This is a genomic window from Filimonas zeae (assembly GCF_014641615.1).
Classification (GTDB): domain Bacteria; phylum Bacteroidota; class Bacteroidia; order Chitinophagales; family Chitinophagaceae; genus Filimonas; species Filimonas zeae.
In genome coordinates this window covers 42,598-67,002 of the sequence record NZ_BMIB01000006.1, presented here as the reverse complement: position 1 = coordinate 67,002, position 24,405 = coordinate 42,598, and the positions used below count along the sequence as shown (strand labels likewise).

Genomic DNA, 24,405 nt, shown 5'->3' with positions numbered 1-24,405 from the left:
CTCAGATATGAAAAAGAATCTGTTGAATATAGCGGGGATGTTGATTTTGCTGGCAGGAGGTTTAGCTTCCTGTCACAAAGACCTGAACAGATATCCACAAAACTCCATTGATGCAGACAGTGCTTACGCTAACGCGACTGCCTACAAGCAGGTGCTTGCTAAAGTATATGGATCTTTTGCTTTAACCAGCAGTAACGGTCCGGATAAGTCTGATCTTGGGGGGATTGATGCAGGCACATCTGACTTTCTGCGTTTATTCTGGAACGCACAAGAGCTGTCTACTGATGAAGGTATGTGTGTGTGGAACGACGCCGGTTTGCCTGACTTTCATAACTTAAGTTGGACATCGGCCAACGTTTTTTTACGCGGCTTGTACACGCGTAGCGTATATGGAATAACTGTTTGTAACGACTTTATTAAGCAATCTACTCCTGATAAGGTGTCTGGAAGGGGAATTACAGGCACTGATGCTACTAATATTGCTTACTACCGGGCTGAAGCACGGTTTTTAAGGGCATATCAGTACTGGGTTTTAATGGATTTGTTTGGTAATCCTCCCTTCGTTGATGAAAATTTTCAGATTGGTACATCTATGCCCCCGCAGATTAAAAGAGCAGACCTGTATAATTATGTTGTTTCTGAGTTGAAGGCGGTGGATTCTTTATTGGTAGCTCCTAAAGCCAATGAGTATGGTCGTGCAGACCGTGCTGCTGCATGGTCTTTATTAGCCCGTGTATATCTGAATGCAGGCATTTACATTGGTACAACTCATTACGAGGATGCATTAACCTATTCAGATAAAGTAATCAAGGCAGGATATTCATTAATGGGTACTTATAAAAACCTGTTTCTTGCTGATAACAACCTGAGTAATCCGGAAGTAATTTTGTCTTTGAATTATGATGGTAACTCTACTCAGAATTATGGTGGTACTACTTATCTGGTGAATGCGGCTGTAGGGCCCGAAATGGTGCCTGCTTCCTTTGGTGTTCCTGGTGGTGGTTGGTCTGGTAACAGATCTACAGCTGGTCTGTTTAACTTGTTTGATACCTCAGTTGATAAGCGTGGAATGTTCTTTGGTACTACGCCTGCTATTACAGATGTTTCCAAATTTGACCAGGGGCTGAAGGTAACTAAATTCAGAAACGTAACTAAGAGTGGGGCAACAGCGCCGTCAACCAATGGTACTTTCTGCTCTATTGATTTTCCTTTATTCCGTTTGGCTGAAATGTATCTGATATATGCAGAAGCTGCATTACGTACTAACACAAACACTGGTACTGCCATTTCTTATATTAATTTATTACGCCAGCGGGCTTATGGTAATAACTCTGGTAACGTTTCAACCTTTACCGTGGATAATGTATTGGATGAAAGAGGCCGTGAATTGTATTGGGAGGCATTCAGACGTACCGATCTTATCCGTTATGGTAAGTTTACAACAAATACTTATTTGTGGCCATGGAAAGGTGGTGTTGCAGGTGGCCGCGCTGTAGATAGTCGTTTTAATATCTATCCTATTCCGGCATCTGATATTATTGCCAATACCAACCTGAAACAAAACACAGGATATTAATTCATCTTCAAAATCGCTTGTATGAAAAAGTGGTTCAACATATTTCTGTTATCCGGTGTGGCGGCACTGCTAATAACATCCTGCAAAAAGGATGAAGTTAAAACTGTACTCATTCCGCAGAACGCTCCTAAGCTAACTGCTTCTGCTACCACAATGGTTCTGGACAGCTTAAAGAGAGCTACCAGTGTGGTTTCTTTTAACTGGAACAAAGTAAGCTTTGGGTTTCCGGCAGTATTAACCTATTCTCTGGAGTTTTCACTGGGCTCTGATAATTTTTCGAGTTCAGGATTGGTTGAGGTGGGTGTAGATGCTACCACTGCCAGTTTTACCCATGGTGGTTTGGATACCGTATTATATCAGACGGTAGGGCTTGAAGCGAATGTTGCCAGTGCTGTTAAGGTAAGGGTAAAGGCAGAGGTGCGTACCGATAAAAATGGTACCTCTACTGTTGCGCCGGTGTATTCTGATACCGTAAACATGACTGTGACTCCTTACCAGTTTGTAATCGTATATCCTGTAGTATATGTTCCTGGCGCTTACCAGGGTTGGAATCCCGAAACTGCTAATAAGCTGGCTTCGGTAAGAAGCGATAATAACTACGAAGGGTATATAAATTATACAGCAGGTAACCTGGCATTTAAAATAACACCTGCTGCCAGCTGGGATGTTGCTTACGGAAGCGGCGGTGGTGATGCGCTTTCTAAAACAGGTGGCGATCTTACCGTTCCTTCCGCAGGATACTACAGGCTGGAGGCAAATATTACGGGGCTGAAATGGTCTGCTACCAAAACAGATTGGGGTATTATAGGTAGCGCAACTCCAGGTGGTACTGCTACTGATACTAAAATGACGTATAATAGTGCTACACAAACATGGAGTGTAACAGCTAACCTGACGGCAGGGGGCTTAAAATTCCGTGCAAACAGTGATGCTACCGCCAAAAATAATCTAGGAATTACCAAAGGTAAGCTCACTGGTGGGGGCAATGATATTACCGTGGCGGCAGCGGGTAATTATACTATTACACTGGACCTGAGCAAAGGTGCTGGTAACTACGCCTACATTTTAAAGAAGAACTAATTATATCCCCCTGTTGAAAATAGGCCTGTATATGATGTATTCATATGCAGGCTTTTTCTTTATGGTTAACCTGTTGTAAAAGCCTTACTGCTACTTGTTTACATTGCACCCGCAACTCAGGCACTGCTGTACTTTCCCATAACAATCCTTTCAGGTTGGTGCCAAGTGTTACTATTCGGCGGTGGTTATTGCCGTTGGCATCAATAACAGAATAATCTGCCGCGTTAACCCACAGGCCCAGCTTTAACTCATCTGCTTTCAGTAACCCTGTACTGCTTAAGTTTTTTAGCAGTGGGTTGCTGCTTTGGGTAATATCTGTGCCGGGGCCTGTACAGTTGATAATTTTTTGTACATGTAGTTGCCTGTGGTTACGGCTGATGCAGTTGTACCAGTTAACATGAATTCCGCCGTTGCTGTCTTTTTCAGTTTGTTGAATAACGCCTTTGTGTGGTGCAAACATTCCTGCTTGAAATTCTCTTTCCAATGCAGCATGAATGCTGTGTGGCAGACGGTGGCGAAGGATGCTCCAGAAGTGTGCGGAGTGGCGCAGGAAATCCTGTTTATCTGCATAGGAAAACTGCTGCCAGGCATTTGTAGTATATGGGCGCAGGGCATCTATAACCAGTTCATCCGGCAGGGAGGCTGCTCTTGCTTGTGTAATCTGTTTATATACTTCTTTCTTCCACTGCCGCAGTGTGCTGCAAGTAGCAATACTTTCCGCAGAAAGAAAATAAGAAAGGTCTGGTTGGCTATGGGGTTTTAACGCATAGCCGTTGGGAGATATTGTATGTATAACACCGGTAAAACCTTGTTCGCGTAAGCCGGTTACGGTATCGGCCATGGTAAGGCCGTTGCCTGCAATTAACACAGGAGTGGTGGTGTTATCCAGCGATAAGGTGTATGTACTCCATGGCAAGCTGCTATGTGTGGCTGTAAAAGGCAGTGGACGGGGCTGGCTGTTGCCGGTGGCCAGTATTATATAATCGGCTGTTACATGCCGGTTGTTTTGGAGGTGTATGTTGTAGTGCGGTGTAGCCTCCTGAATATCTACAGCAGTTTCTTCTATCATACTAATGGTTACAAACGAAGGCTTAGTAGCCATTGTCTGCTGCCATATGCTTTCCAGATATTCTCCGTAGATAGTGCCGGGTATGAAAGAAGTAGATAATGCTGCCGGTGAAATGTGTTTATAAAGAGGATGCTGCTGTAGCCATTCTACAAAATGCACAGGTTCATCAGCAAATGCGCTCATGCTTCTGGCGCGCACGTTTAGAAGATACTGGTGGCTGTGTGGGCTGTATGCCAGCCCGCGGGCAAAGGGGCTGCCTTTATTAATCAGTATAAGATGAAGTGTGCTATCCGCTTCGCGGCAGAGGTGTACTGCTGTTAACATGCCGCAGAATCCGCCGCCTATAATTGCTATAACAGGTGCCTGCACTGTACTCGTTTTGCTATAAAAATAGCGGTACCTGTTTGTTCAAACAAACTATGTAAGCTGACAGAGCAGAACGGGTTTTCTGCATAGAAAACCCGCCTGTTCGTCAATAGTCTTATTTATCCCAATTACTTCAGGGCTTCCATTTCCTGCCAGGTTTTGGCAAGTGGGTTACCCAGCAGGCGGCTGCCTGTTCCGGTAATTACAAAATCATCTTCAATACGTATGCCGCCAAAATTGCGGAAGGCATTTACTTTATTATAATTAATAAACTGTGGTAAGTGATTTTTCGCCTGCCACATATCTATCAGTTCAGGTATTACATATACACCGGGCTCAATGGTTACTACAAAACCGGGTTCCAGTGCGCGGCCCAGGCGCAGCGATTTCAGTCCGAATTCCGTGCTTTTTTTCAGGTCGTCTGTATAGCCTACGTATGCTTCGCCCAGGTTTTCCATGTCATGCACATCAAGGCCCAGCATGTGCCCCAGTCCGCATTGGAAAAACAGGGTATGCGCGCCGGCGGCAACTGCTTCTTTGGTGTCGCCCTGCATCAGCCCCAACCCTTTTAAGCCGTCCACCAGTTGTTCGCAGGCAATAAAATGTACATCGCGGAACAGTACGCCGGGTTTCAGCGCAGCTATAGCGGCCAGTTGTGCCTGTAACACTATATCGTGTACCTCACGTTGGGTATCGGTAAAGCGTTTACCAACGGGGAAGGTACGGGTAAGGTCGCCTGCGTAACGCATAGCGGTTTCGGCACCGCAATCGCACAGGGCCATCTGGCCTTCCTGCATAATGGTTTCGGAAAAATGGTTATGCAGTATCTGCCCGTTTACGGTAAGTATGGTAGGGAAACTGAGGTTACCGCCTGCACTAATGGCAATGCCTTGCAGTTTACCGGCTACTTCTATTTCTGAACTGCCGGGGCGGGCGCCGGTAATGGCAGCCAGCTGCATAGCAGCGGTAGTGTTTACCCCTTTTTCTATTTCTGCCAGTTCTTCTGCGCTTTTAATAGCACGCTGGGCTACAATGGCTTTTATAAGGGTTACCGAAGCACGGCTGTTAACCTGTGCATAAGGTATCTGTAACCACCCGCTCAGTTGCGCGGTGGTATCGGCACGGTAGGGCGGCGTAAAGTGAATGGTCTGGCCTGCACTCAATGCTTTATCCAGCAGTGGTTGCAGGGCAGAAAGCGGGCCGGATTGGGTAATGCCTGCTTTATCTGCCTGCTGTTGCAGGGTTTCCAGCGGGCCGGTCCATACAATGTCGTCAATGGTGGGTTCGTTACCCAGTATTATCTCTTTGTTATTATCAATGTCCAGGATGTACACCAGGCCGGGGCGGTTAATGCCGGTATAGTATAAAAAGGTGCTGTCCTGTCTGAAATGGTAGGTGTTATGGCGGTAATTCATGCCTATTTCCTCATTTCCGGGTAGTATTACCAGGCCATTGCCTACGCCAGCCTGTAACTTTTGTCTTCTTGCTGTGTAAATATCTTTCGTAAACATGGGCCAAAGGTAGGTAACATTCTGTTGTTCAATCTGCCGGTATTAACACATAGTGGCTTCATTTTGCTTATTTTCAACTACTTTTACGCATTTAACAAGCGTTCTATATGATATATTCAATGACCGGATACGGCCGTGCGGAGCAAACCATTGCAGATAAGACGTTTCTGGTGGAAGTACGTTCACTTAATGGCAAGCAGTTCGATTTAAGGCTTACCATACCGGCGCTGCTGAAGCCCTACGAATTTGAAGTACGTTCTACATTGAGTGAGCAGCTGGAGCGCGGCAGCGTAGAATGTATCATTTATCTGAAACAGAATGGCGCTGCCAAACCTGTTTCTATCAACACCGATCTGGCTAAAGGTTACTATCAGCCTATGGCGCAACTGGCTAAGGAACTGGGTATTGAAACCGACAATATATTAAGTACTTTACTGAAACTGCCGGAGGTAATTACCCCCGTAACGGATGTACTGAGCGAAGAAGATTATAAAGGCTTTGAAGGCATACTGAAAGAGGCTATCAATCAGCTTACCAAACACCGCGGCGAAGAAGGTAAAGTGCTGGAAGCTGATTTACAGGGCCGTATTAAAGCCATTGAAGAGCAGCAGAAAGTGGTTACTGAACTGGAACCTTTACGCCGCACTAAAATTAAAGAAGGCCTGGTGAAAGTGCTGGAAGACAATGTGGGTAAAGAAAACTATGATCCTAACCGTCTGGAGCAGGAACTGATTTACTACATTGAGAAGATTGACATCAGCGAAGAGCAGGTGCGTTTAACCAACCACTGTAATTATTTCCGCGATATACTGAAGGGCAAGGAAAAGAGCAAAGGCAAAAAATTGTCTTTTATATTGCAGGAAATAGGCCGCGAAATTAATACTACCGGTTCTAAAGCCTACGATTCGCAGATTCAGCAGGCGGTGATTATTATGAAGGATGAACTGGAAAAGGCGAAAGAACAGGTGTTAAACGTGTTATAGCAGGTAAGTTAAATTGGTTGTATGATGAGCATAAAGAAGCAATGGGCAATTCCGGTAATGGGTATTATGGCGTTGGCAGGCAGTATTCTACTGGCATCCTGTACCAGTACTGTAGGCTTGTATGAAAAAACGGCTTCTTTTGCCTCTCATGAATGGAGCGCCGACAACAAACCTTCTTTTACATTTGAAATTTCCGATACTACGCATCCCTATCAGCTTTTCTTTGTGGTAAGGCATACGGATGCGTACCGTTATAAAAATATCTGGGTGAATATAGAGGTGAAATCGCCCGATTCTACCTATACCGTAAAGCGCCAGTTTACGCTGGCTGACGGAGAAAAGTGGCTGGGTGCCGGTATGGACGATGTGTTTGAGCACCGGATTGCTTTTTCCAAAGCACCGGGACTGCTGAAAAAAGGCACATATACCTTCCGGCTACAGCAGAGTATGCGGGAAGACCCGCTGCAACATGTACTGAATGCAGGTATCCGCATTGAGAAACAGTAGGCAACAATGCCCCATTCTTTTTGTTTTATACTCTAAAACATTCCGCGTATGCCCAGGCTGCTGTTGATTCTTTTTCTGTTTGTTTTTTCGTTTGCACAGGCGCAATATGGTAGCTATACCCCGCCTGATAAGCTGTATGGTGTATTGTTTGCCGATGTGCAGATGAGTCGTGTGTTTAAAGACGGGAAAACCTTTGTGGATTGTGTTCCTAAAAAAACACCGCAGGAAATAGCGGATGCCTATGGTAAGCTGAAGAATAACCCGCTGGTACGTTACTCGCTACAGATGTTTGTAGAATCGAACTTTACCGTTCCGGGAGAAGTTGCTACGGGCTATGTATCGGATACCACGGTACCGGTAACCACCCATATTAACGGATTGTGGAAGGTGCTGAGCCACGAGCCTGATAAACCTGTTAATGGCAGCTCTCTGCTGCCGCTGCCCAATGCCTACATTGTACCGGGTGGCCGTTTCCGCGAAATTTATTACTGGGATTCTTACTTTACCATGCTGGGGCTGAAAGAAAGCGGTATGTATGATATGATGGAGAACATGATTAATAACTTCTCTTTCATGATTCAGCAGTATGGCCATATTCCCAATGGTAACCGTACGTATTTTCTAAGCCGCTCGCAACCTCCGTTTTTCTCGCTGATGCTGGATTTGCTGGCCGAAAAGAAAGGCGGCAGGGTATATGCCCAGTACCAGCTGGCTTTGCAACGCGAATATGATTACTGGATGGATAAAGCCGATGGCAAAGGCCATGCGGTTAAAATGCCGGATGGTACGGTGTTAAACCGGTATTACGATCAGGATATTGTTCCACGTCAGGAATCGTTTTACGAAGATTCTACACTGGGCGCCGCTGCCGGTAAAAGAGCGCCGCAGTTATACCGCAACCTGCGCTCCGGTGCAGAAAGCGGATGGGATTTCAGCAGCCGCTGGCTGGCCGATAGCAAATCACTCTCTACCATACAAACCGTTAACCTGGTTCCGGTTGATCTGAACTGTTTGTTGTACCACCTGGAGCTTACTTTAGGTAAAGCGTATAAAGAAACCGGGGACCTGCTGCGTAGCAACTACTATACAAAAATAGCTGGCAAAAGAAAGGCGGCTATTTTGAAATACTGCTGGAATGCTAACTACAGCTGGTTTACCGATTATAATGTGGTAACCAAAAGCAAAAGCAAAGAGCTTACACTGGCAGGCATAACCCCTTTGTTTACCGGAATTGCCACACAGGCGCAGGCCAATGCGGTTGCTACGCTGCTGAAGAATAAGTTTTTGAAAGCGGGTGGCCTGGTTACCACGCTTAAAAACACCGGTCAGCAATGGGATTCGCCTAATGGCTGGGCTCCACTGCAATGGATGGCCGTACAGGGGCTGAACCAGTATAACCAACAGGCGCTGGCCAAAACCATTGCTACGCGCTGGGTAGAACTGAACAACAAAGTATATAAGGCTACCGGTAAGCTGATGGAGAAATACAACGTTACTGATATGACTACTGAAGCCGGTGGCGGGGAGTATCCTGCGCAGGATGGCTTTGGCTGGACCAACGGTGTATTACTCGCGCTTATCAGGCAGTATAATCTGCAATAGCGTATGGGGCTTGTACAATATTTCCGCAAAAAGCATCTGAGTTTTGTTACACTGGTATCGTGGTTTCTGCTGTTCTATATTATAGCCGCGCTGGTGTTCTGGTTTATATCGCTGGAAACACAAAACCAGCAGATGTATGTATACCGGGTAAGTGAACTGAAACGGGATGAACCAACCTACTACAACAAAGTAATGGAGGCAGAAAAAGCCCGCCGTTTAAAATCGATACAATACATTGGCGAAGGCTCTATTTTTCTGCTGCTGATACTGGTGGGTGCGGGGTTTGTGTATCGCGCTACCAAGCGGCAGATAATGGTATCGCACCAGCAGCAGAATTTTATGATGGCGGTAACGCATGAACTGAAAACACCTATTGCGGTTACACGTCTGAATCTGGAAACCATGCTGAAGCGAAAACTGGAAGATGCCCAGCGGGAAAAGTTGTTACGCAACACGTTACAGGAGGCCAACAGGCTGAACGAGCTTTGTAATAACATACTGGTATCTGCCCAGCTGGAAGCAGGCGCCTACCGGCTTGAAAGGCAGGAGCTGGATATAAGCGCACTGGCGCAGGCGGTTGCAGATGATTGTATTACCCGATACCCGCAGCGCACTATTGTTACAACTATACCCAGTGAGATATATGTGGATGGTGAGCAATTGCTTTTACAATTACTGGTTAGTAACCTGCTGGAGAATGCACTGAAATATTCCGCCAAAGACAAGCCGGTACTACTGGGCCTGGCTATAGAAGGAAAGCAGGTAAAGCTTACTGTTGCAGATGAAGGGGCGGGTATACCAGACACAGAAAAGAAAAAGATATTTACCAAATTTTACCGCATAGGCAGCGAGAGTACCCGCAGTACCAAAGGCACCGGGCTGGGTCTGTACCTTTGTAAAAAGATTGCCACAGATCATAAAGGCAGTATTGCTGTAAAGGATAATACCCCACAGGGAAGTATATTTACTGTAACATTACAATCTGCATAATATGGCCACAGAATCAAAAGGCAATATATTACTGGTAGAGGATGAGGAGAACCTGCATGAGGCACTGAAGCTAAACCTGGAAATGGAAGGGTATTCCGTATCATCTGCTTTTAACGGTACAGAGGCTTTGAAGATAGTTCAGGCAGAATACTTTGATCTGGTGGTGCTGGATATTATGCTGCCCGAGCTGGATGGCATAGGGGTTACAGAAGGCATACGCATACAACATATAGATGTTCCTATTTTAATACTGAGTGCACGCAATACCAGCAGCGACCGCGTGCTGGGCCTGAAGAAGGGGGCGGATGATTACCTTACCAAACCCTTTAACCTGGAAGAGCTGATGCTGCGCGTAGAAAAGCTGATACAGAAGAACAAGAAGATGCAGGATAAGGAAAGTATTGGTGATGACTATGCCTTTGGTGGCAATACCATTGACTTTCGTGCACAGGAAGCTACTACCTGGAACGGACAGGTGGTGCAGCTGAGTAAAAAGGAAGCTATGCTGCTGAAGCTGCTGGTAGAAAACCGTAACGAGGTAGTTACCCGCGAGAAAATATTACAGGTGGTATGGGGCTATAACGTATACCCTACTACGCGTACCATTGATAACTTCATCCTCAACTTCCGCAAGTATTTTGAGCAGGATACCCGCAACCCCCGTCATTTCCATTCTGTAAGGGGCGTTGGTTATAAGTATAATGATGCTTAGGCAGGCAGCAGGTTAAACTGCTGTAATAACTGTTTCATTTTATCCAGCACCAGTGTGCGGTCGCTGCTGTCCATTCCGGGTGAATACATGGCTACATCACACTCCTCATGCAGTTGCTTACAGGCTTCTGCCATATGCCCGTATTCGCTGTGGTGTACCAGTGCCTGCAAAAGCACACCAAACGGTACCTGCCAGGTATTGGTTTTAGTGCTTATAGCCTGTTCCAGTATTTCCTTGCTTTTGTTGAAGAACAGGTGGTGATCTTCTATTTGCAAAAGCATTTCAAACGCTATCATAAAATTAACGGTGGGTTGTGGTGCTGCAGGTGCCGGTGGCGTGGCAGGTGTTTTTGCTTTGGCGGCAGCCATGGCTGCTGTATGCTGTTTATAATAATACCAGCCCAGGCCACCTGCTATCAGTGCCAGTAACACTACCCATCCGTACCGGAAGCTGCCACCATCTTCTTTTACCGCGTAATGCTTTTTGCCAGATGGTTTGGTAAACTGAAAACGTACACTTTCTGTGGTAAGCGTTTCATACTTTTCCTTTTCCACATTAAAGTATGAGAAGCGTATGGGAGGTATAATCACCTCTCCTTCTTTATTGGCTACAAAGTGGTAAGCAAAAGTGCGGGTACCTTCTGTAGGAAACAGTGTTTGGTTGATATTGTCTTCCGTAACTGCTTCAAAATGCTCGGTACTGTCGGGCCATTTTACTGCCGGTGGTTTAATATCGGTAAGGTTGCCTTTGCCGCTGATGGTTAACAGCAGGCTGTTGTTTTCCTGTGCGGGAATGTTGTTTTCTTTAGCCTTTGCCTTTATGGTAAAGCTGCCGGTAACGCCGCTGAAATCTTCCGGTTTATGCTGCTTAGGCAGCGGCATAACTTCTATACTGCCGGGCTTGTTTTGTATCAGCGCCTTAAACTTCTCTTCGTTGTATTTTTTATGGGGTAGCAGAAAGGTAATTTCATTGAGTACCGTGGCGCTGTTCAGCTTCAGGGTGCCGGATTGCAGTGGTTGTAGCTGCACCTTGCGTATAATATTTACAATATAACGGTGCCCCTGGTATTGCTCAACCGTGCTTTGTTCGTCAAACGTAATTTCTTTTACACTACACCCGGTAAATGCCGGCTGCCTTTCTATTACGGCCCTGCTGCGGGTGGCGCGGTAAAGTTTGTAGGTTAACAGTACGGGCTCGCCTACATAGCAACTGCTTTTGCTGGAGGTAACTTTGATAAAGCTGAGTTCTTTTATTTTTTCAGACGCGTCTTCATGCTCACGCAGTTCTGGTATTTTGCCAAAATGCTCATCGCTGCCACCACCTTCCTGCGGATCGAATAAAGATTGCAGGGTGGAGGGCGGTGGCGGGGCCATTTGCCCCGGTACGGGATTGTTTTTGTTAAGTACGTTAATGGTAACGGGCTTACAAACCAATGTGTGATTATTGGCCGTAAGCGATGCACCGGGAAGGGCCACCATGCCTGTTTTCTGTGGCACCAGCATATATACAAAGCTGCGTTTGCTGGTGCTTTTGCCGTTTATAACAGAGGTTTCCTGCGATTCCATAGGGCCGGCAGCTACATTCCAGCTTTTAAACACCGGCGGTACAAAGTTGCTGATATCCTCTACATTGGTAACCACATAGGCTACCTGTAGCACATCGTTTTTATATATTTCGGGGGAGGAGGTTTGTATACTGAAACTAACCTGGCCGCTGGTGTTGACAGCGGAAAGCAGTAGCAGTAAGTTGAAATATAGTAGCCGGCGCAATTTCATTCTGTACAAATATAAACTGATAGCGTTTTCTAAGATATATCGAAATGAGCGATTGACAGCCGCTATCTGCTGTTTTAACACTTTATAAATCGGGTGGGACTTAGTATGTTTGCCCCACACAATAACAATTTTAGCGATATGTCTTCTTTAGAATCGATTATTGACTTTCTGGACCCCGTGAATATTTCTGAGTTATCGAACGATGAAGGCTACCGCGATACCCAGTTGGGTAAACATATTGATGCCTATGAAGACGAACTGCCGGATATTGACGGGGCAGATATTATTCTGTTAGGTTGTGGCGAAATGCGGGGAGAAGGCCCTGGGTTTAGTCACTCCGATGGCCCCAATGCCATCCGCCGCGCTTTTTACAGCCTGTACCACTGGCACGACTCTGTAAAAGTGATAGATATGGGCAACGTAAAACGCGGTATTACCATGGCCGACACCTATGGGGCACTGCGTACGGTGGTGTCTGAACTGGTATCTTGTAACAAAAGGGTGGTGATTCTGGGCGGCTCGCACGATATTACCCGGGCGCAGTACAACGTGTATGCCGCTGCGGAGAATATTATTGAGCTTACCTGTGTGGATGCCCGTATTGATATGGATATTGACAGCATACTGCCGGTAGAGAACTTTATGCTGGACCTGCTGACCAGCGAACCCAACTTTGTAAAGCATTATAACCATATAGGATTTCAGAGTTATCTGGTACACCCTACCATGCTGGAAACCATTGACAAGCTGCGGTTTGATTGTTACCGGGTAGGGCGCGTTAAAGAGCATATTGATGAAATGGAGCCGGTAATACGCAACAGCCATATGCTAAGCTTTGATATTGCAGCTATACAACACAGCCATGCCCCGTCTAACTATATGACCCCCAACGGGTTTAACGGCGAGGAAGCCTGCACCCTGATGCAGTATGCCGGTATGAGCCCTAACCTTAGTACCATTGGTATTTATGGTTATATACCTAAAAGAGATGTACAGGACCTTACCGCCAAACAGATAAGCCATATGCTGTGGTACCTGATGGATGGTATACACAAAGGCAAGCAGGAAGCACCAATGGAGATGACGGATGAGTTTAACGAATTCAGTATTGCCTTTGCAGAAATAGAAACCGTGTTTTTACAGAGCAAACGTACCGGACGGTGGTGGGTGCAGCTACCCGATGGAAAGTATATGGCCTGTAGCCATAGGGACTACCTTATTGCTGCCTCTAACGACATACCTGAAAGATGGTTGCGGGCAGTAGAAAGAAGCTAAAAGTAAAAGCCGGCCACGAGGGCCGGCTTTTTTCTGGTTATCAGAGGGGGAAAGGACTAGCGTTTACCAGATATGCGTACGCTCTGCTTCCGGTTTATATAATTTATCGCCTGGTTGTACATTAAATGCCTCATACCACGCGTTCATATTTACAATAGGGCCATTCGCACGCGCCTCGCCTGGAGCGTGCGGATCTGTCAACAGCAGCTGGGCCTGCGTTTGCGGCAATGCGTTGCTGCGCCATACCTGCGCCCAGCCTAAAAAGAAACGTTGTGTTGGGGTAAAGCCATCAATTTTTTTGCCATCTTTAAATTGTTTGGTCTTTGTAAAGGCTTCAAAGGCAATATTCAGCCCGCCAAGGTCGGCCAGGTTTTCACCCAACGTCAGTTTTCCGTTTACGTGCAGGGTATCCAGCACCTTAAAGGCTTCGTATTGTTTTACTACCTCATCGGCTTTGGTGGTGAATTTGTCTGCGTCTGCTTTGGTCCACCAATCTTTCAGGTTGCCATCCGCAGCGGACTGGCGGCCCTGATCGTCAAAACCGTGTGTCATTTCATGACCTATTACCGCACCAATGCCACCGTAGTTAACAGCATCATCTGCACCAAAATCAAAGAACGGAAACTGCAGAATACCGGCAGGGAACGCAATTTCGTTATTGGTGGGGCTGTAATACGCGTTAATAGTAGGAGGCGTCATTCCCCAGCGGGTTTTATCTACCGGCTGGCCCATACGGGTAACCATATCATTATAGCTCCATACATTGCTGCTGTGTACGTTGGCGGCAAAGTCGTTACGGGTAATTGCAATACCCTCGTAGGTTCTCCAGGTATCGGGGTAGGCTATCTTTTTGGTAAAAGCGTGCAGTTTTTCCAGTGCGCGTTCTTTGGTAACATCACTCATCCAGTCCAGGCGCTTAATACGCTCTTCAAAAGTCTGTTGCAGGTTGTTTACAAGGTCCAGCATGCGCTGTTTGGCTTCCGGTTTAAAATACTGTTGCACATATACCTGGCCCAGCAGATCGCCCAGGTCGCCATCTATCATAGCGCTGATGCGTTGCCAGCGGGGCGTTTGTTCTTTCTGGCCGGTAAGTACCTGTGTAAAGCTGAACGCCTGTTGTACAAAAGCATTGCTCAGGTAAGGGGCGGTACTTTTCAGTACGTTCCAGCGCAGATAGCTTTTCCAGTCGTTCAGCGATACGGCGCTTAACAACACATCGGTAGTTTTTAAAAACTGTGGGTTGTTTACCAGTACGCTGTCACCTGCCTTCACTTTCATCTGACTAAAAAGCGTGGGCCAGTTAAAGCCCGGTGTAAGCGTAGCCAGGTCTTTTACTGCGTATTTGTTATACAGTTTATACGGGTCGCGCATTTCCACACGACTGAATTGTGCTTTGGCCAGTGCAGTTTCAATGCGGATAATAGCATCGGCACTGCTGGCTGCGTTCATAGCATTATCGCCTACCAGTGCAAACATCTTTTGCAGGTGGTTGCGGTAAGCCTCGCGGATGGTGGTGCTGCGCGGATCGTTTTTGAGGTAGTAATCTCTGTCTGGCAGGGTGGTGCCGCCCTGGCTTATCTGTACTATATACGTGTTTACATTTTTACGGTCGGGGCCTACAAACATACCAAACAGCGGTGCGCCGTAGCCGTTGGTGCGCAGGGTGGCTATTTCTGTCATTACCTGCTCTGCGCTGGTAATGGCTGCCAGGCGGGTAAGATCGGCCTGAATAGGCTGATAACCTCTGGCCTCAATGGCAGCACTGTCCATACCACTGGCATAGTAGTCGCCAATCATTTGCGTAGCCCTGTCTTTTCCCGTGTTTTTGGCTGCAGCGGTAAGCAGTGTTTGCAGGCGTTTGCTGCTCTCTTCGCGCAGCATATCAAAACTGCCCCAGCGGGTTTTGCTGCCGGGTACGGGGTTGTTTTTTAACCAGGTGCCGTTGGCATAGCGGTAAAAATTATCGCCGGGCTTTACGGACAGGTCCATATTGGCTTTATCTATGTATTTAATCTGACCAGGTTTTTCTGGTCCGGCAAAAGCAGCCGCGCCCGATAATAAAGCACCGGCCACCAGCATGCCCTGCAGGTGAAAGCTATTTCTCATGTTTTATGCTTGAAGCGGCAAATTTATTCACCGGGGGGACGCCCTTTTATTTAATTTGGTTAAAAAAGGGTAATGATAGGTGAAACGGTACGGTTAATTAGGAAAAAAGATTATTTGTTAAAGCTTTGTTTAGGAATACTGCCTGTGCTGGCGGTTTCCTGTACCGCTTCCCGCAAAACTGCTGTAGCCACTGGTCAATCACCGCTGTCTTTACCGGCGCTGGCCAATGCCCACACTGGTGTTTGTGTAATGGACCTGCGTACCGGTGCGTATTTGTATAACTACCAGGGCGACAAATATTTTATTCCTGCCAGCAATATGAAGTTGCTTACCTGCTATACCGCCATGAAGTATCTGGGTGATAGCCTGGATGGCCTGGAGGTAGTGGAAACCCGGGATGCACTACAGCTATTGCCCACGGGCGACCCTACCCTGCTGCATCCGGATTTTGCATACCAGCCTGTATATGACTGGCTGTGCAAAGCCACCAAACCGTTACAGGCCGGGGCACAGCGATGGAACGGAAATGCGTGGGGTACCGGCTGGGCCTGGGATGATTTTACAGAAGATTATATGGCGGAAAGAAGCGCTTTACCTATTTATGGCAACCTGCTTACCGTGAGTGGCCGGAGCGGTGAAAAACAGGTGGTGCCTGCTTCTTTTACATCAGTTATTACGGGTAACAACCAAACAGGTTATATAAACAAACTGCAACGGACATTGCATGAGAACAGGTTTACTTACGCTGCCACCGGCAACAGCTATAAGCCTGTTACAATACCCTTTATTACCAGCGATAGCCTGAATATGCAATTACTGGCCGATACCCTGCATAAACCTATCCATTGGCAGCAACCTGCTGATGAGGCTACGCCGGAACCGGAAGGCAATAGAACGGTGATACACAGTCAGCCGGTAGATGCCCTGCTGCGTATTATGATGCACCGGAGCGATAACTTTTACGCAGAGCAGGCATTGCTGATGGCAGGTAGAAAGCGTTTTAACGATATGCGTACTGCCTCTGTTATACAAGCCATGCTGGAGGAGGATTACAGCGCCATGCCGCAACGCCCGCGCTGGGTAGATGGCAGTGGCCTTAGCCGGTACAACCTGATAACACCACAGGACCTGGTGTGGCTGCTGGCGAAAATGAGTGCTGACTTTAACTGGAAGCGTATAGCAGGCATATTGCAAACTGGTGATGCAGGAACCTTAACCGGTTATTACAAAGCTTATGCAGGCCGCATTTATGCCAAAACAGGAACTTTGAGTAACAACATAGCGTTGAGTGGTTATTTGTTAACCCGTAAAAACAAAGTACTGGCCTTTTCTGTGCTGGTAAACAATCATCAGGCAGCAGCCAGTGTTATACGCAGGGGCGTAGAGCAGTTTCTTACAGATATTATAGAAGAGTACTGATGCCATAAGTACCATGCACTACCCATACAAATAGGTGGTATCAACAATAAAATGAAGGCCCTGAGCATTTTATAAACAACAATAGATACCATCAGGTTCCCGAACAAAAAGATGGCGTATCGGATTTACGATACGCCATCTTTTTGTTGCTGCCCCATAATAGAGCGGGTATACTTGTGTAAGTAATGCTTATCTGCCAAACATCTTATCCAGATAGTCTTCCTTATACTCCAGATAAGTAGGGCTGCCGGTAGGCGTTACATTGGGCGTGCTGCATTTCAACAGTTCTTCTACCAGGCGTAACATTTCCTGCTGAGAAAGTACCTGCCCGGTTTTGATAGCCTGCTGGCGGGCCATACAGCGTACCAGTTTTTCGCGCTTGCTGAATTTGATATCGCTGCTGAAGTGTTTAAACTGCTCTATCAGTAATTCAATAGAATGGCGCTCGTTGCCCTGGGTAATATCTGCCGGGGTGCCTTGTATAATAAAGCTGTCTTTACCAAAAGGTTCTACCTGATAACCGATGGCTTTTAGCTCGGGCAGTAAGTCCTGCAACAGCACCGCATCGGCAGGTGCCAGTTCCAGCGTAGAAGGAAACAGGCTTTGCTGTGAGGCCATGTTGTGCGAGTGTGCCGCGAGAGAATAACGTTCGTATAATATACGCTCGTGCGCCAGCTGCTGGTGTACTACCAGAAAGCCGTTGTTTACAGGAGCGAGTATGTAGGTGTTGTGTAACTGAATAAACAGCGCGTTGGGAGCCAGTTGCCTGCCGGTACTCATTTCCAGTGAATACAGGCCCTCCATGCCGCCGCCTGAAATACCGCCAATATCATCAAAGGCGCTGCCGCTGCCGGAGAGCCCTGGTAAGGCGCGTTCGCCGGGTAAGGCCCAGTGGCCCTGTGCTGCTTTTTCCTGTCTGTTTGATGTAGTGCCTCTTTCCATATAACTATCGGTTCTGCCCGAAGCACTGCTGCTGCCCTGGGGGGTACTTTGTTCACGCTGCTCTCCCTCTCTTCCCAGTGGCGTAAAAAATTCTTTCCAGTGCTTCAGTTCGCTTTTGTTGCTGCCCTCTATAGCGTGGGCCTGATGCTTTTGGGTAAATGTCTGGTATAACTGAGAGCCGGAGGCATTCTCCTGCTCGTTATTGGTAAAGGGTTTGCTAACAGCATCCAGCTGTTGTATGTCGGCGTTAAGAGTAAAGTCGAGTGAGGGTGCTACGCTAAATGTGGCCAGTGCATGTTTTACGGCTGCCTGTACAAAAGCGTATACAATCTTTTCGTCCTCAAACTTAATCTCCTGTTTGGTGGGGTGTACGTTAATATCTACCTGGGTTGGGTCCAGATCAATAAACAGTACATACAGCGGAAAGCTGTCTTTAGGCAGCATACCTTCAAAAGCACTCATAACCGCATGGTTAAGGTAGGGGCTTTTGATATAGCGGCTGTTTACAAAAAAGTATTGATCGCCACGTGTTTTGCGGGCTGTTTCGGGCTTACCCACAAAACCGAATATGTTCATATAGTCGGTATCTTCTTTTACCTGTACCAGTTTGCTGCTGTGCTGGTTGCCCATCAGCTGTACAATACGCTGTTTAAGGCTGCCTGCTTCCAGGTGAAACTGCTCTATGCCATTGGCGGTAAAAGAGAAAAAGATTTCCGGAAATGCCATAGCCACATGGATAAACTCATCTACTATATGGCGCATTTCTGCGGCATTGCTTTTTAAAAAGTTGCGGCGGGCAGGTACGTTAAAAAACAGGTTTTTCATGCACATGTTGGTGCCTACGGGGCAGGCACAAGGCTCCTGTTTAACCACGGCGCTGTTTTCTATTTCCACATAAGTACCCAACTCATCTTCTGCGCGGCGTGTTTTCAGCTCCACCTGTGCAACGGCCGCAATAGAGGCCAGTGCCTCACCACGGAAGCCCATGGTGCGTACCTTAAACAGATCGTCAATTTTTTTTATTTTGCTGGTGGCATGGCGCTCAAAGCTCATGCGGGCATCGGTTTCGCTCATGCCTTTGCCGTTGTCAATTACCTGTATCAGGCTTTTGCCGGCGTCGTTTACAATTAATCGTATTTCAGTAGCACCCGCATCCACTGCATTTTCCAGAAACTCCTTTACGGCACTGGCGGGGCGCTGAATTACCTCACCGGCGGCTATCTGGTTTGCAATATTGTCGGGTAATAATTGTATAATATCTGGCACTGCTTCCTAACCTTTTTTTTGAATTTGTAAAAATAAGCCATTAAGTGAGACGGTAAAAACGGCTGGTGTTATAAACCATGTGTTTTGTACAAAAACAGGGCTATTGTAGCGGTATGGCTAAAATAAAACCGCGCATGTGGATAAGTACATGCGCGGTTGATGGTATGTGAAACAGAAAAGGACTAACGTTTTTCGTACGTGGGCGCCCCTGGTGCGGTGTAGCCTTTGGTTTTCAGCAGTTCTTTAATAGTGCTGATGGCTTTTTCCAGCTGCGGATCAATCCCTCTGGCCATCTGGCCCAGGTTTTCATCCACGGCAATATCGGGTTCTACCCCATGCCCTTCGGCAAACCAGCTGCCATCGGGGTTGTACATACGGAAAGAGGGGGCGGTAATATTGCCGTTATCAATAAGATCAGGCAGGCCGCTGATGCCTATCAACCCGCCCCAGGTTCTGGCACCAATCAATGGCCCCAGGCCCGCTTTGCGGAAGTAGTCGGGGAAGGCATCGCCACCCGAGCCGCTCCAGCCGTTAATAAGCATTACTTTGGGGCCGAAGTTGGCGTAAGGAGGCCATGGCCACTTGCTGCCATCGCGTATGGCCCAGAACGCCAGCGGTTTACGGTTCAGCAGTTCTATAAACCGGTCGGGTATCTGACCACCGTTGTTAAAGCGTTCATCTATTACCAGCGATTTTTTATCCCACTGGGCGTTAAACTGCCGTATCAGTTCGTTCTGACCATCCACGCCTGTGCTGGGTACAAAAATGTAACCCGCTTCACCGTTGGTGGCTTCTTCCACGCGCTTGCGGTTGCCTTCAATCCAGGCCAGATTGCGCAGGCGGTATTCATCCTCCATAGTGGTTACCACTATGGTTTTAGCACCTTTCCGGTCGGGGGTGCTGTTATACGTCAGCTCTACTGTTTTTTCACTCAGGTCCTGAAAAGCGGCATAAGGCTCCTGCGTAGTTGTTAACGGCACTCCGTTTACGGCCAGAATGTAATCGCCTTCTTTTACGTTAATGCCGGGCTGGTCTAACGGAGAGCGTGCTTCCGCATCCCAGGTAGCACCACGCAGTATGGTTTTTACTTTGTAAAAGTTGCCGGCAGCCTCCCAGTCAATACCCAGGTAGCCTACGCTGGTGCTCTTTTCGCGGTCGCCGTCGCCACCACCATAGTAAGTGTGTGAGGCGTTCAGTTCGCCAATCAGTTCGCCTATTACAAAGTTTACCTCTTCGCGGGTAGTTGCGCCTTCCAGCATTTTCTGGTAGCGCTCTTTTGCCTGCTGCCAGTTAACGCCGTGCATACCCGGATCGTAGAAGTAGTCTCTCTCAAGCCTCCATGCATCGGTGAATATTTGTTTCCACTCTGCCATAGGCTCAACGGTCATCTTCATATCCTTTACCGGTACCTGCTTGTCTGGCTTCTGGTTTTCGGCCGCTTTAATTACTGCCCAGTTGCCGTTTTGCGATACCAGCATTTTCTGGCCATCGGCGGTAAGGAGGTAAAAGCCGCTGTTGTTAAGGATGGTTTTTTCTTCCCGCTCTTCCAGATCAAAGTAGCGGATGGAAGGAGGCGCACCGCTTGCATATTTGATATAGATCAGCTTGCCTTTACCGGCTGATAGCCTGTTATAGTTGCCTGGTGCTACAGGTAACAGCGTTAAGCGGCGCTCTATCTGGTCCAGATCAATCTTTACGTTTTTTTCGTCTTTCTTATCTTCTTTTTTGTCGTCGTCTTTTTTGTCTTTTTTATCCTTGCCTTTGTCAAGGGTTTTAGACTTGTCTTCGTCTTTTTTAGCAGGCTCGTCTTCCTGCTTCACGCTTACTGTATCGTTTTTAGCGTACAGGGGCGAGCGGGTATCTTTCTGCAGGCTGATGGCTGCTACCTGCATGGCATTGGTGTATACAAAAGAGTTATCAATATCGCTATACGTAGGGTTAAAGTTCTGGTTGGTTAACAGGTACAGGTATTTACCTTCTCTGTCAAACACCGGATTGGTGCAGCTGTAAAAGCCGCTGGTTACCTGATGTGCCTTTTTATTGGTATAGTCGTACAGAAACACCGCATCGTGCTGGTTGTCCAGATCACGGGCATAGGCCAGCCATTTGCTGTCGTGCGACCAGCTGGCTCTGAAGTTATCCAGGTTGCCATGCATGTAGCGCAGGGCATGATCTACTTCTGTTGTTTGCCGGGTGCTGACATCGAAGATGTAAATGCGCATAGCCTTATCTATAAAGGCCAGCTTTTTACTATCGGGCGACCAGAACAGATCGTACCGGAAGCCGGGGCCATAGCTGGTTACCTTTTGTGGGGCTGTTTCTTTGGTGGCATCCTGTAAGTACAGTTCGTATTCGCCGGAGGCATCACTCCAGTAAGCAATGGTTTTGCCATCGGGCGACCATGCTGCACTGCGTTCTGCTGCTGCGGAGGTATGGGTAAGGTTTTTTACATAACCTTCTTCTGCAGGTAACGAAAATACATCTCCTCTGGCGCCTGCCAGTACACGGTTACCATCGGGGCTGATAGTAATATACTGCAGGTAATTGCGTACGTTTTCCTGACGTGGGCGCAGCGTAGCTTTATCTGTTATTACAGATACTTTTACTTCGGTTGCCTTCTGGCTGGTGAGTGAGAACAGGTACAGCTTGCCACCTGCTTCAAACACAATGTCTGATGGCCCCATGGAAGGAAAGTGAACATCGTAATCTTTAAAATGCGTCAGTTGCTCCACCGCTTTGGTAGTGGTGTTGTAACGCCACAGGTTCATGCGGAGGTCCTGCCCGCGATCGCTCAGAAAATAAATATATTTATCGTGCCACATAGGAAACTCATCGCCCGCTGTGTCTTTGGCAGAGATGTTTTCCGAAGTCTGCGTGGCAAAGTTGTATACATGAATATCTGCCTTCCATCCACCGCGGTATCTTTTCCAGCTTCTGAAAGCCTGGCTGCGGAAGGTTACGGCTATTTGTTTACCATCGGGGCTATAGCTGCCAAATTCTGCATAGGCCAGCGGCAGCTTGGTAACTGCACCACCGGTGGGCGCTACAGTATAAAACTGGTTAAAGCGCTCTTTACCACTTTCGCGCAGCGAGGCAAAAAGCACCTTGCCATCGGGCGTCCAGTCTACCACTCTGTCGGGGTAGCCGTGCTGTGTAAGCCGCTGTGGTACGCCACCGTTCACCGGCAGGGTGTATACGTCTTTATTACCATCGTAGTTGCCTGTAAATGCCAGGGTTTTACCATCGGGAGAGAACTTGGGAAAGCTTTCTACCCCGGCAGGTGAACTTAGTTTTATGGCCTGCCCGCCCTCTTTTGGCATAATCCAGATATCGTTGGCGTAGGTAAAAACAATCTGTGTTTGAGATACATCTGCATACCGGAAAAGTCCTGCATCAATCTGGGCTGGTAGCTGGGTTGTGCATACCAGGCAGACCGCCAGGCCTGATAGTGTTTTTATCATGTATAAAACTTTGGTTGAATCTGAAATGTAAAAAGAATACCGCAAACCAGGGAGGGGGAAATGGATAAGCGGTTGAACGGGCACAAATTACCTGCAAATAGGTATTGTGCCATGTTGGATTGCGCAATATATTGCGCTCTTTCTCATGTGTGTAATTTACAGAAGCCCCTGTTGTCTAACAGGGGCCATTTTTTTACCGCAGCTGGTTGGCCAGCAGCATGTTAATTACCCGGCAATGGCTAAACAGGCAAAAGTGCCCTCCATCTTTCATTTCAAAGGTAGCTTTGGAAAATTGTGCAGGAAACAGTTTGTCTTTACTGCCATGTATCTGCAACAGGTTGGCCGGATGGGCAGTATTGCGCCAGCGTGCTATCTGCCCTATAGCCCATTTTAAAAAAGCGGGATTGGTGTTTTTAATAAAGCTGTGCAGTATTTCTTTGCTCTCCTCATCCAGCGGGCCAAACAGCCAGTTGATAAACTTGCCCGGCTTTTTGGTAAGTCGCTTATAAGGCAGCAATTTATCCAGTCTAAGGCCGCCGGCAATGCGGTAAGGCAGTGGTAATTCATTACGGGTGGCGGCGGTAGCTATCAGAACCAGGTGGCGTGGGGGCTTTATTTTACTTATTTCCACTGCCAGCATACCACCAAAAGATAGACCCACCAGCATAAAGGGGGCTGAAGCGTCTATCTTTTGGGCAAAGCGTGCGGCGTATTGTTCCAGATTTTCATCGGCCAGCGGCGGTACCCAATCCAGATACACTGCCTCATAGCCAACTGGTAATTCTATTTTGTCAAAAGCCCTTTTGTCGGCACCTAATCCACTGATAAAATATGTTGTCATGCTACTCGCCGTCAGGGCAATCTTATTTTCTTTTTAAAATGTATCTGCTTTCGCCAAAGTCTACCTTCAGGCAGGTATTTTTAGCTGTGTCTTTCTGCACGCATTTTAACTGATATACCAGCAACGCATCGTTAACAAACTTAAACCCAAAATGCTCGGCAGGTTTGCCAGGACCTTCCATAATCAACTGGTCAACATCCAGTGCCACATCGTTATAATCTATAATAGGGCTGTATGAGGTATAGCCATCCAGCCCCTTCACCTCGCCATTTTCTGTAAACTCTACGGTGGTGCCGTTAGAAGTAATATAGTTGCCTCGGAACAGTACAGAAGAAAGAATACCCAGATCCTGCGCGGCGCTGTTGCCAGGTGTAGCCATTTTAACAAACACATCGTTGCCAATTTTCATGCGTTCGGGCGATTCCAGCTTAATGGTTAACTCCGGTTGTTTGCTCTGCTGATCCCACAGTTGAAAATCAGGCCCGTTTTTAACCACTACCAGCGGATCGCCACCTTCATGAAAACCGAAAATGAAAGAAGTGGGTACCAGTGTTTTCAGCGGGATATTGATACAGCTTTTCATTTCGCCAGCTGCAGCTTGTGCGGCTTTGGGCGATTTGTTCTGCTTTACATTGCCAATATAGTTTTCGTTTACCCACAGGCCACTAAAGTATACCGGGGTATCGAGGTTGGTAAAGTTGGTAGACGGGCCTTCTGTTGTAGTGGCGCCAGAAGGGGTTTTTACATTGTTTCCACCGCAGGAACAGAAGGCAGCAGCAGCCACGAACAGACTAAGAAACAAAGAGTTGCGTGATATCAATGCCATGATAACAGGGGTTTATTTTGGTAAAATAGTCCGCAAAGTATTGTTTTTATGCTTATTTGTTTTTGTTCGGTGGGTAAAAACATAAGAATAAGGCACAA

The 24,405-nt window shown here is 47.2% G+C and carries 17 protein-coding genes; 9 read left to right on the top strand and 8 right to left on the bottom strand.

Translation table 11 applies throughout. The annotated features are described in order from the left end of the window. The first annotated feature begins 7 nt into the window (after nt 1-7). Both IEY13_RS26355 and IEY13_RS26350 read left to right on the top strand, forming a co-directional pair. Nucleotides 8-1,576, top strand: a complete 1,569-nt coding sequence (locus tag IEY13_RS26355) for a RagB/SusD family nutrient uptake outer membrane protein (RefSeq protein ID WP_188958109.1) — start codon at nt 8-10, stop codon at nt 1,574-1,576. A gap of 21 nt (nt 1,577-1,597) precedes the next feature. Then, entirely contained in the window at nt 1,598-2,656 is a 1,059-nt protein-coding gene (locus IEY13_RS26350) for a SusE domain-containing protein (RefSeq protein WP_188958107.1), read from the top strand. Between the two features lie 40 nt (nt 2,657-2,696). Here IEY13_RS26350 and IEY13_RS26345 read toward each other — a convergent pair whose 3' ends face one another. Together IEY13_RS26345 and IEY13_RS26340 are read right to left on the bottom strand one after the other, a co-directional pair. Beyond that, nucleotides 2,697-4,094, bottom strand: a complete 1,398-nt coding sequence (locus IEY13_RS26345) for an FAD/NAD(P)-binding protein (protein WP_188958105.1) — start codon at nt 4,092-4,094, stop codon at nt 2,697-2,699. Between the two features lie 125 nt (nt 4,095-4,219). Then, complete coding sequence (locus IEY13_RS26340) at nt 4,220-5,602, bottom strand: aminopeptidase P family protein (RefSeq protein WP_188958103.1); 1,383 nt, start codon at nt 5,600-5,602, stop codon at nt 4,220-4,222. Nucleotides 5,603-5,709: 107 nt separating this feature from the next. Between IEY13_RS26340 and IEY13_RS26335 the strand changes: the two genes are divergently transcribed. The 5 genes from IEY13_RS26335 to IEY13_RS26315 are packed head-to-tail and all read left to right on the top strand — an operon-like array spanning nt 5,710 to nt 10,396. Then, complete coding sequence (locus IEY13_RS26335; RefSeq protein ID WP_188958101.1) at nt 5,710-6,585, top strand: YicC/YloC family endoribonuclease; 876 nt, start codon at nt 5,710-5,712, stop codon at nt 6,583-6,585. Between the two features lie 21 nt (nt 6,586-6,606). Next, nucleotides 6,607-7,092 (top strand): gliding motility lipoprotein GldH, encoded by a 486-nt coding sequence (locus tag IEY13_RS26330; RefSeq protein ID WP_188958099.1) that lies wholly within the window; start codon nt 6,607-6,609, stop codon nt 7,090-7,092. Nucleotides 7,093-7,140: 48 nt separating this feature from the next. Then, nucleotides 7,141-8,694, top strand: coding sequence for an alpha,alpha-trehalase TreF (gene treF, locus IEY13_RS26325; RefSeq protein ID WP_188958097.1), 1,554 nt, complete (start codon nt 7,141-7,143; stop codon nt 8,692-8,694). Between the two features lie 3 nt (nt 8,695-8,697). Beyond that, entirely contained in the window at nt 8,698-9,684 is a 987-nt protein-coding gene (locus tag IEY13_RS26320; RefSeq protein ID WP_188958095.1) for a sensor histidine kinase, read from the top strand. 1 nt (nt 9,685) lies between these two features. Next, the gene (locus IEY13_RS26315; protein ID WP_188958093.1) at nt 9,686-10,396 is read left to right on the top strand and encodes a response regulator transcription factor; all 711 of its coding nucleotides are present in this window, start codon (nt 9,686-9,688) and stop codon (nt 10,394-10,396) included. On the opposite strand, the gene IEY13_RS26310 is transcribed toward IEY13_RS26315, so the two are convergent. Continuing rightward, nucleotides 10,393-12,171, bottom strand: coding sequence for a BatD family protein (locus tag IEY13_RS26310; RefSeq protein ID WP_188958091.1), 1,779 nt, complete (start codon nt 12,169-12,171; stop codon nt 10,393-10,395). The genes IEY13_RS26315 and IEY13_RS26310 overlap by 4 nt on opposite strands. 138 nt (nt 12,172-12,309) lie before the next feature. Between IEY13_RS26310 and IEY13_RS26305 the strand changes: the two genes are divergently transcribed. Next, entirely contained in the window at nt 12,310-13,446 is a 1,137-nt protein-coding gene (locus IEY13_RS26305) for a formimidoylglutamase (RefSeq protein ID WP_188958089.1), read from the top strand. 63 nt (nt 13,447-13,509) lie between these two features. Here the strand turns inward: IEY13_RS26305 and IEY13_RS26300 are convergent, their stop codons facing one another. Beyond that, entirely contained in the window at nt 13,510-15,552 is a 2,043-nt protein-coding gene (locus IEY13_RS26300; RefSeq protein ID WP_188958086.1) for a M13 family metallopeptidase, read from the bottom strand. Nucleotides 15,553-15,666: 114 nt separating this feature from the next. On the opposite strand from IEY13_RS26300, the gene IEY13_RS26295 reads away from it, so the two are divergent. Beyond that, nucleotides 15,667-16,971 (top strand): D-alanyl-D-alanine carboxypeptidase/D-alanyl-D-alanine-endopeptidase, encoded by a 1,305-nt coding sequence (locus IEY13_RS26295; RefSeq protein WP_188958085.1) that lies wholly within the window; start codon nt 15,667-15,669, stop codon nt 16,969-16,971. A 189-nt stretch (nt 16,972-17,160) separates the two neighbouring features. On the opposite strand, the gene mutL is transcribed toward IEY13_RS26295, so the two are convergent. The 4 genes from mutL to IEY13_RS26275 form a co-directional block, all read right to left on the bottom strand. Further along, complete coding sequence (mutL, locus tag IEY13_RS26290) at nt 17,161-19,179, bottom strand: DNA mismatch repair endonuclease MutL (protein WP_188958083.1); 2,019 nt, start codon at nt 19,177-19,179, stop codon at nt 17,161-17,163. A 182-nt stretch (nt 19,180-19,361) separates the two neighbouring features. Then, on the bottom strand, nt 19,362-22,640 hold the full coding sequence (locus IEY13_RS26285; RefSeq protein WP_188958081.1) for a S41 family peptidase: 3,279 nt from the start codon (nt 22,638-22,640) through the stop codon (nt 19,362-19,364). 193 nt (nt 22,641-22,833) lie between these two features. Then, nucleotides 22,834-23,481 (bottom strand): alpha/beta fold hydrolase, encoded by a 648-nt coding sequence (locus tag IEY13_RS26280; protein ID WP_188958079.1) that lies wholly within the window; start codon nt 23,479-23,481, stop codon nt 22,834-22,836. A gap of 22 nt (nt 23,482-23,503) precedes the next feature. Next, the gene (locus tag IEY13_RS26275) at nt 23,504-24,307 is read right to left on the bottom strand and encodes a hypothetical protein (protein ID WP_188958077.1); all 804 of its coding nucleotides are present in this window, start codon (nt 24,305-24,307) and stop codon (nt 23,504-23,506) included. Nucleotides 24,308-24,405: the final 98 nt, after the last annotated feature.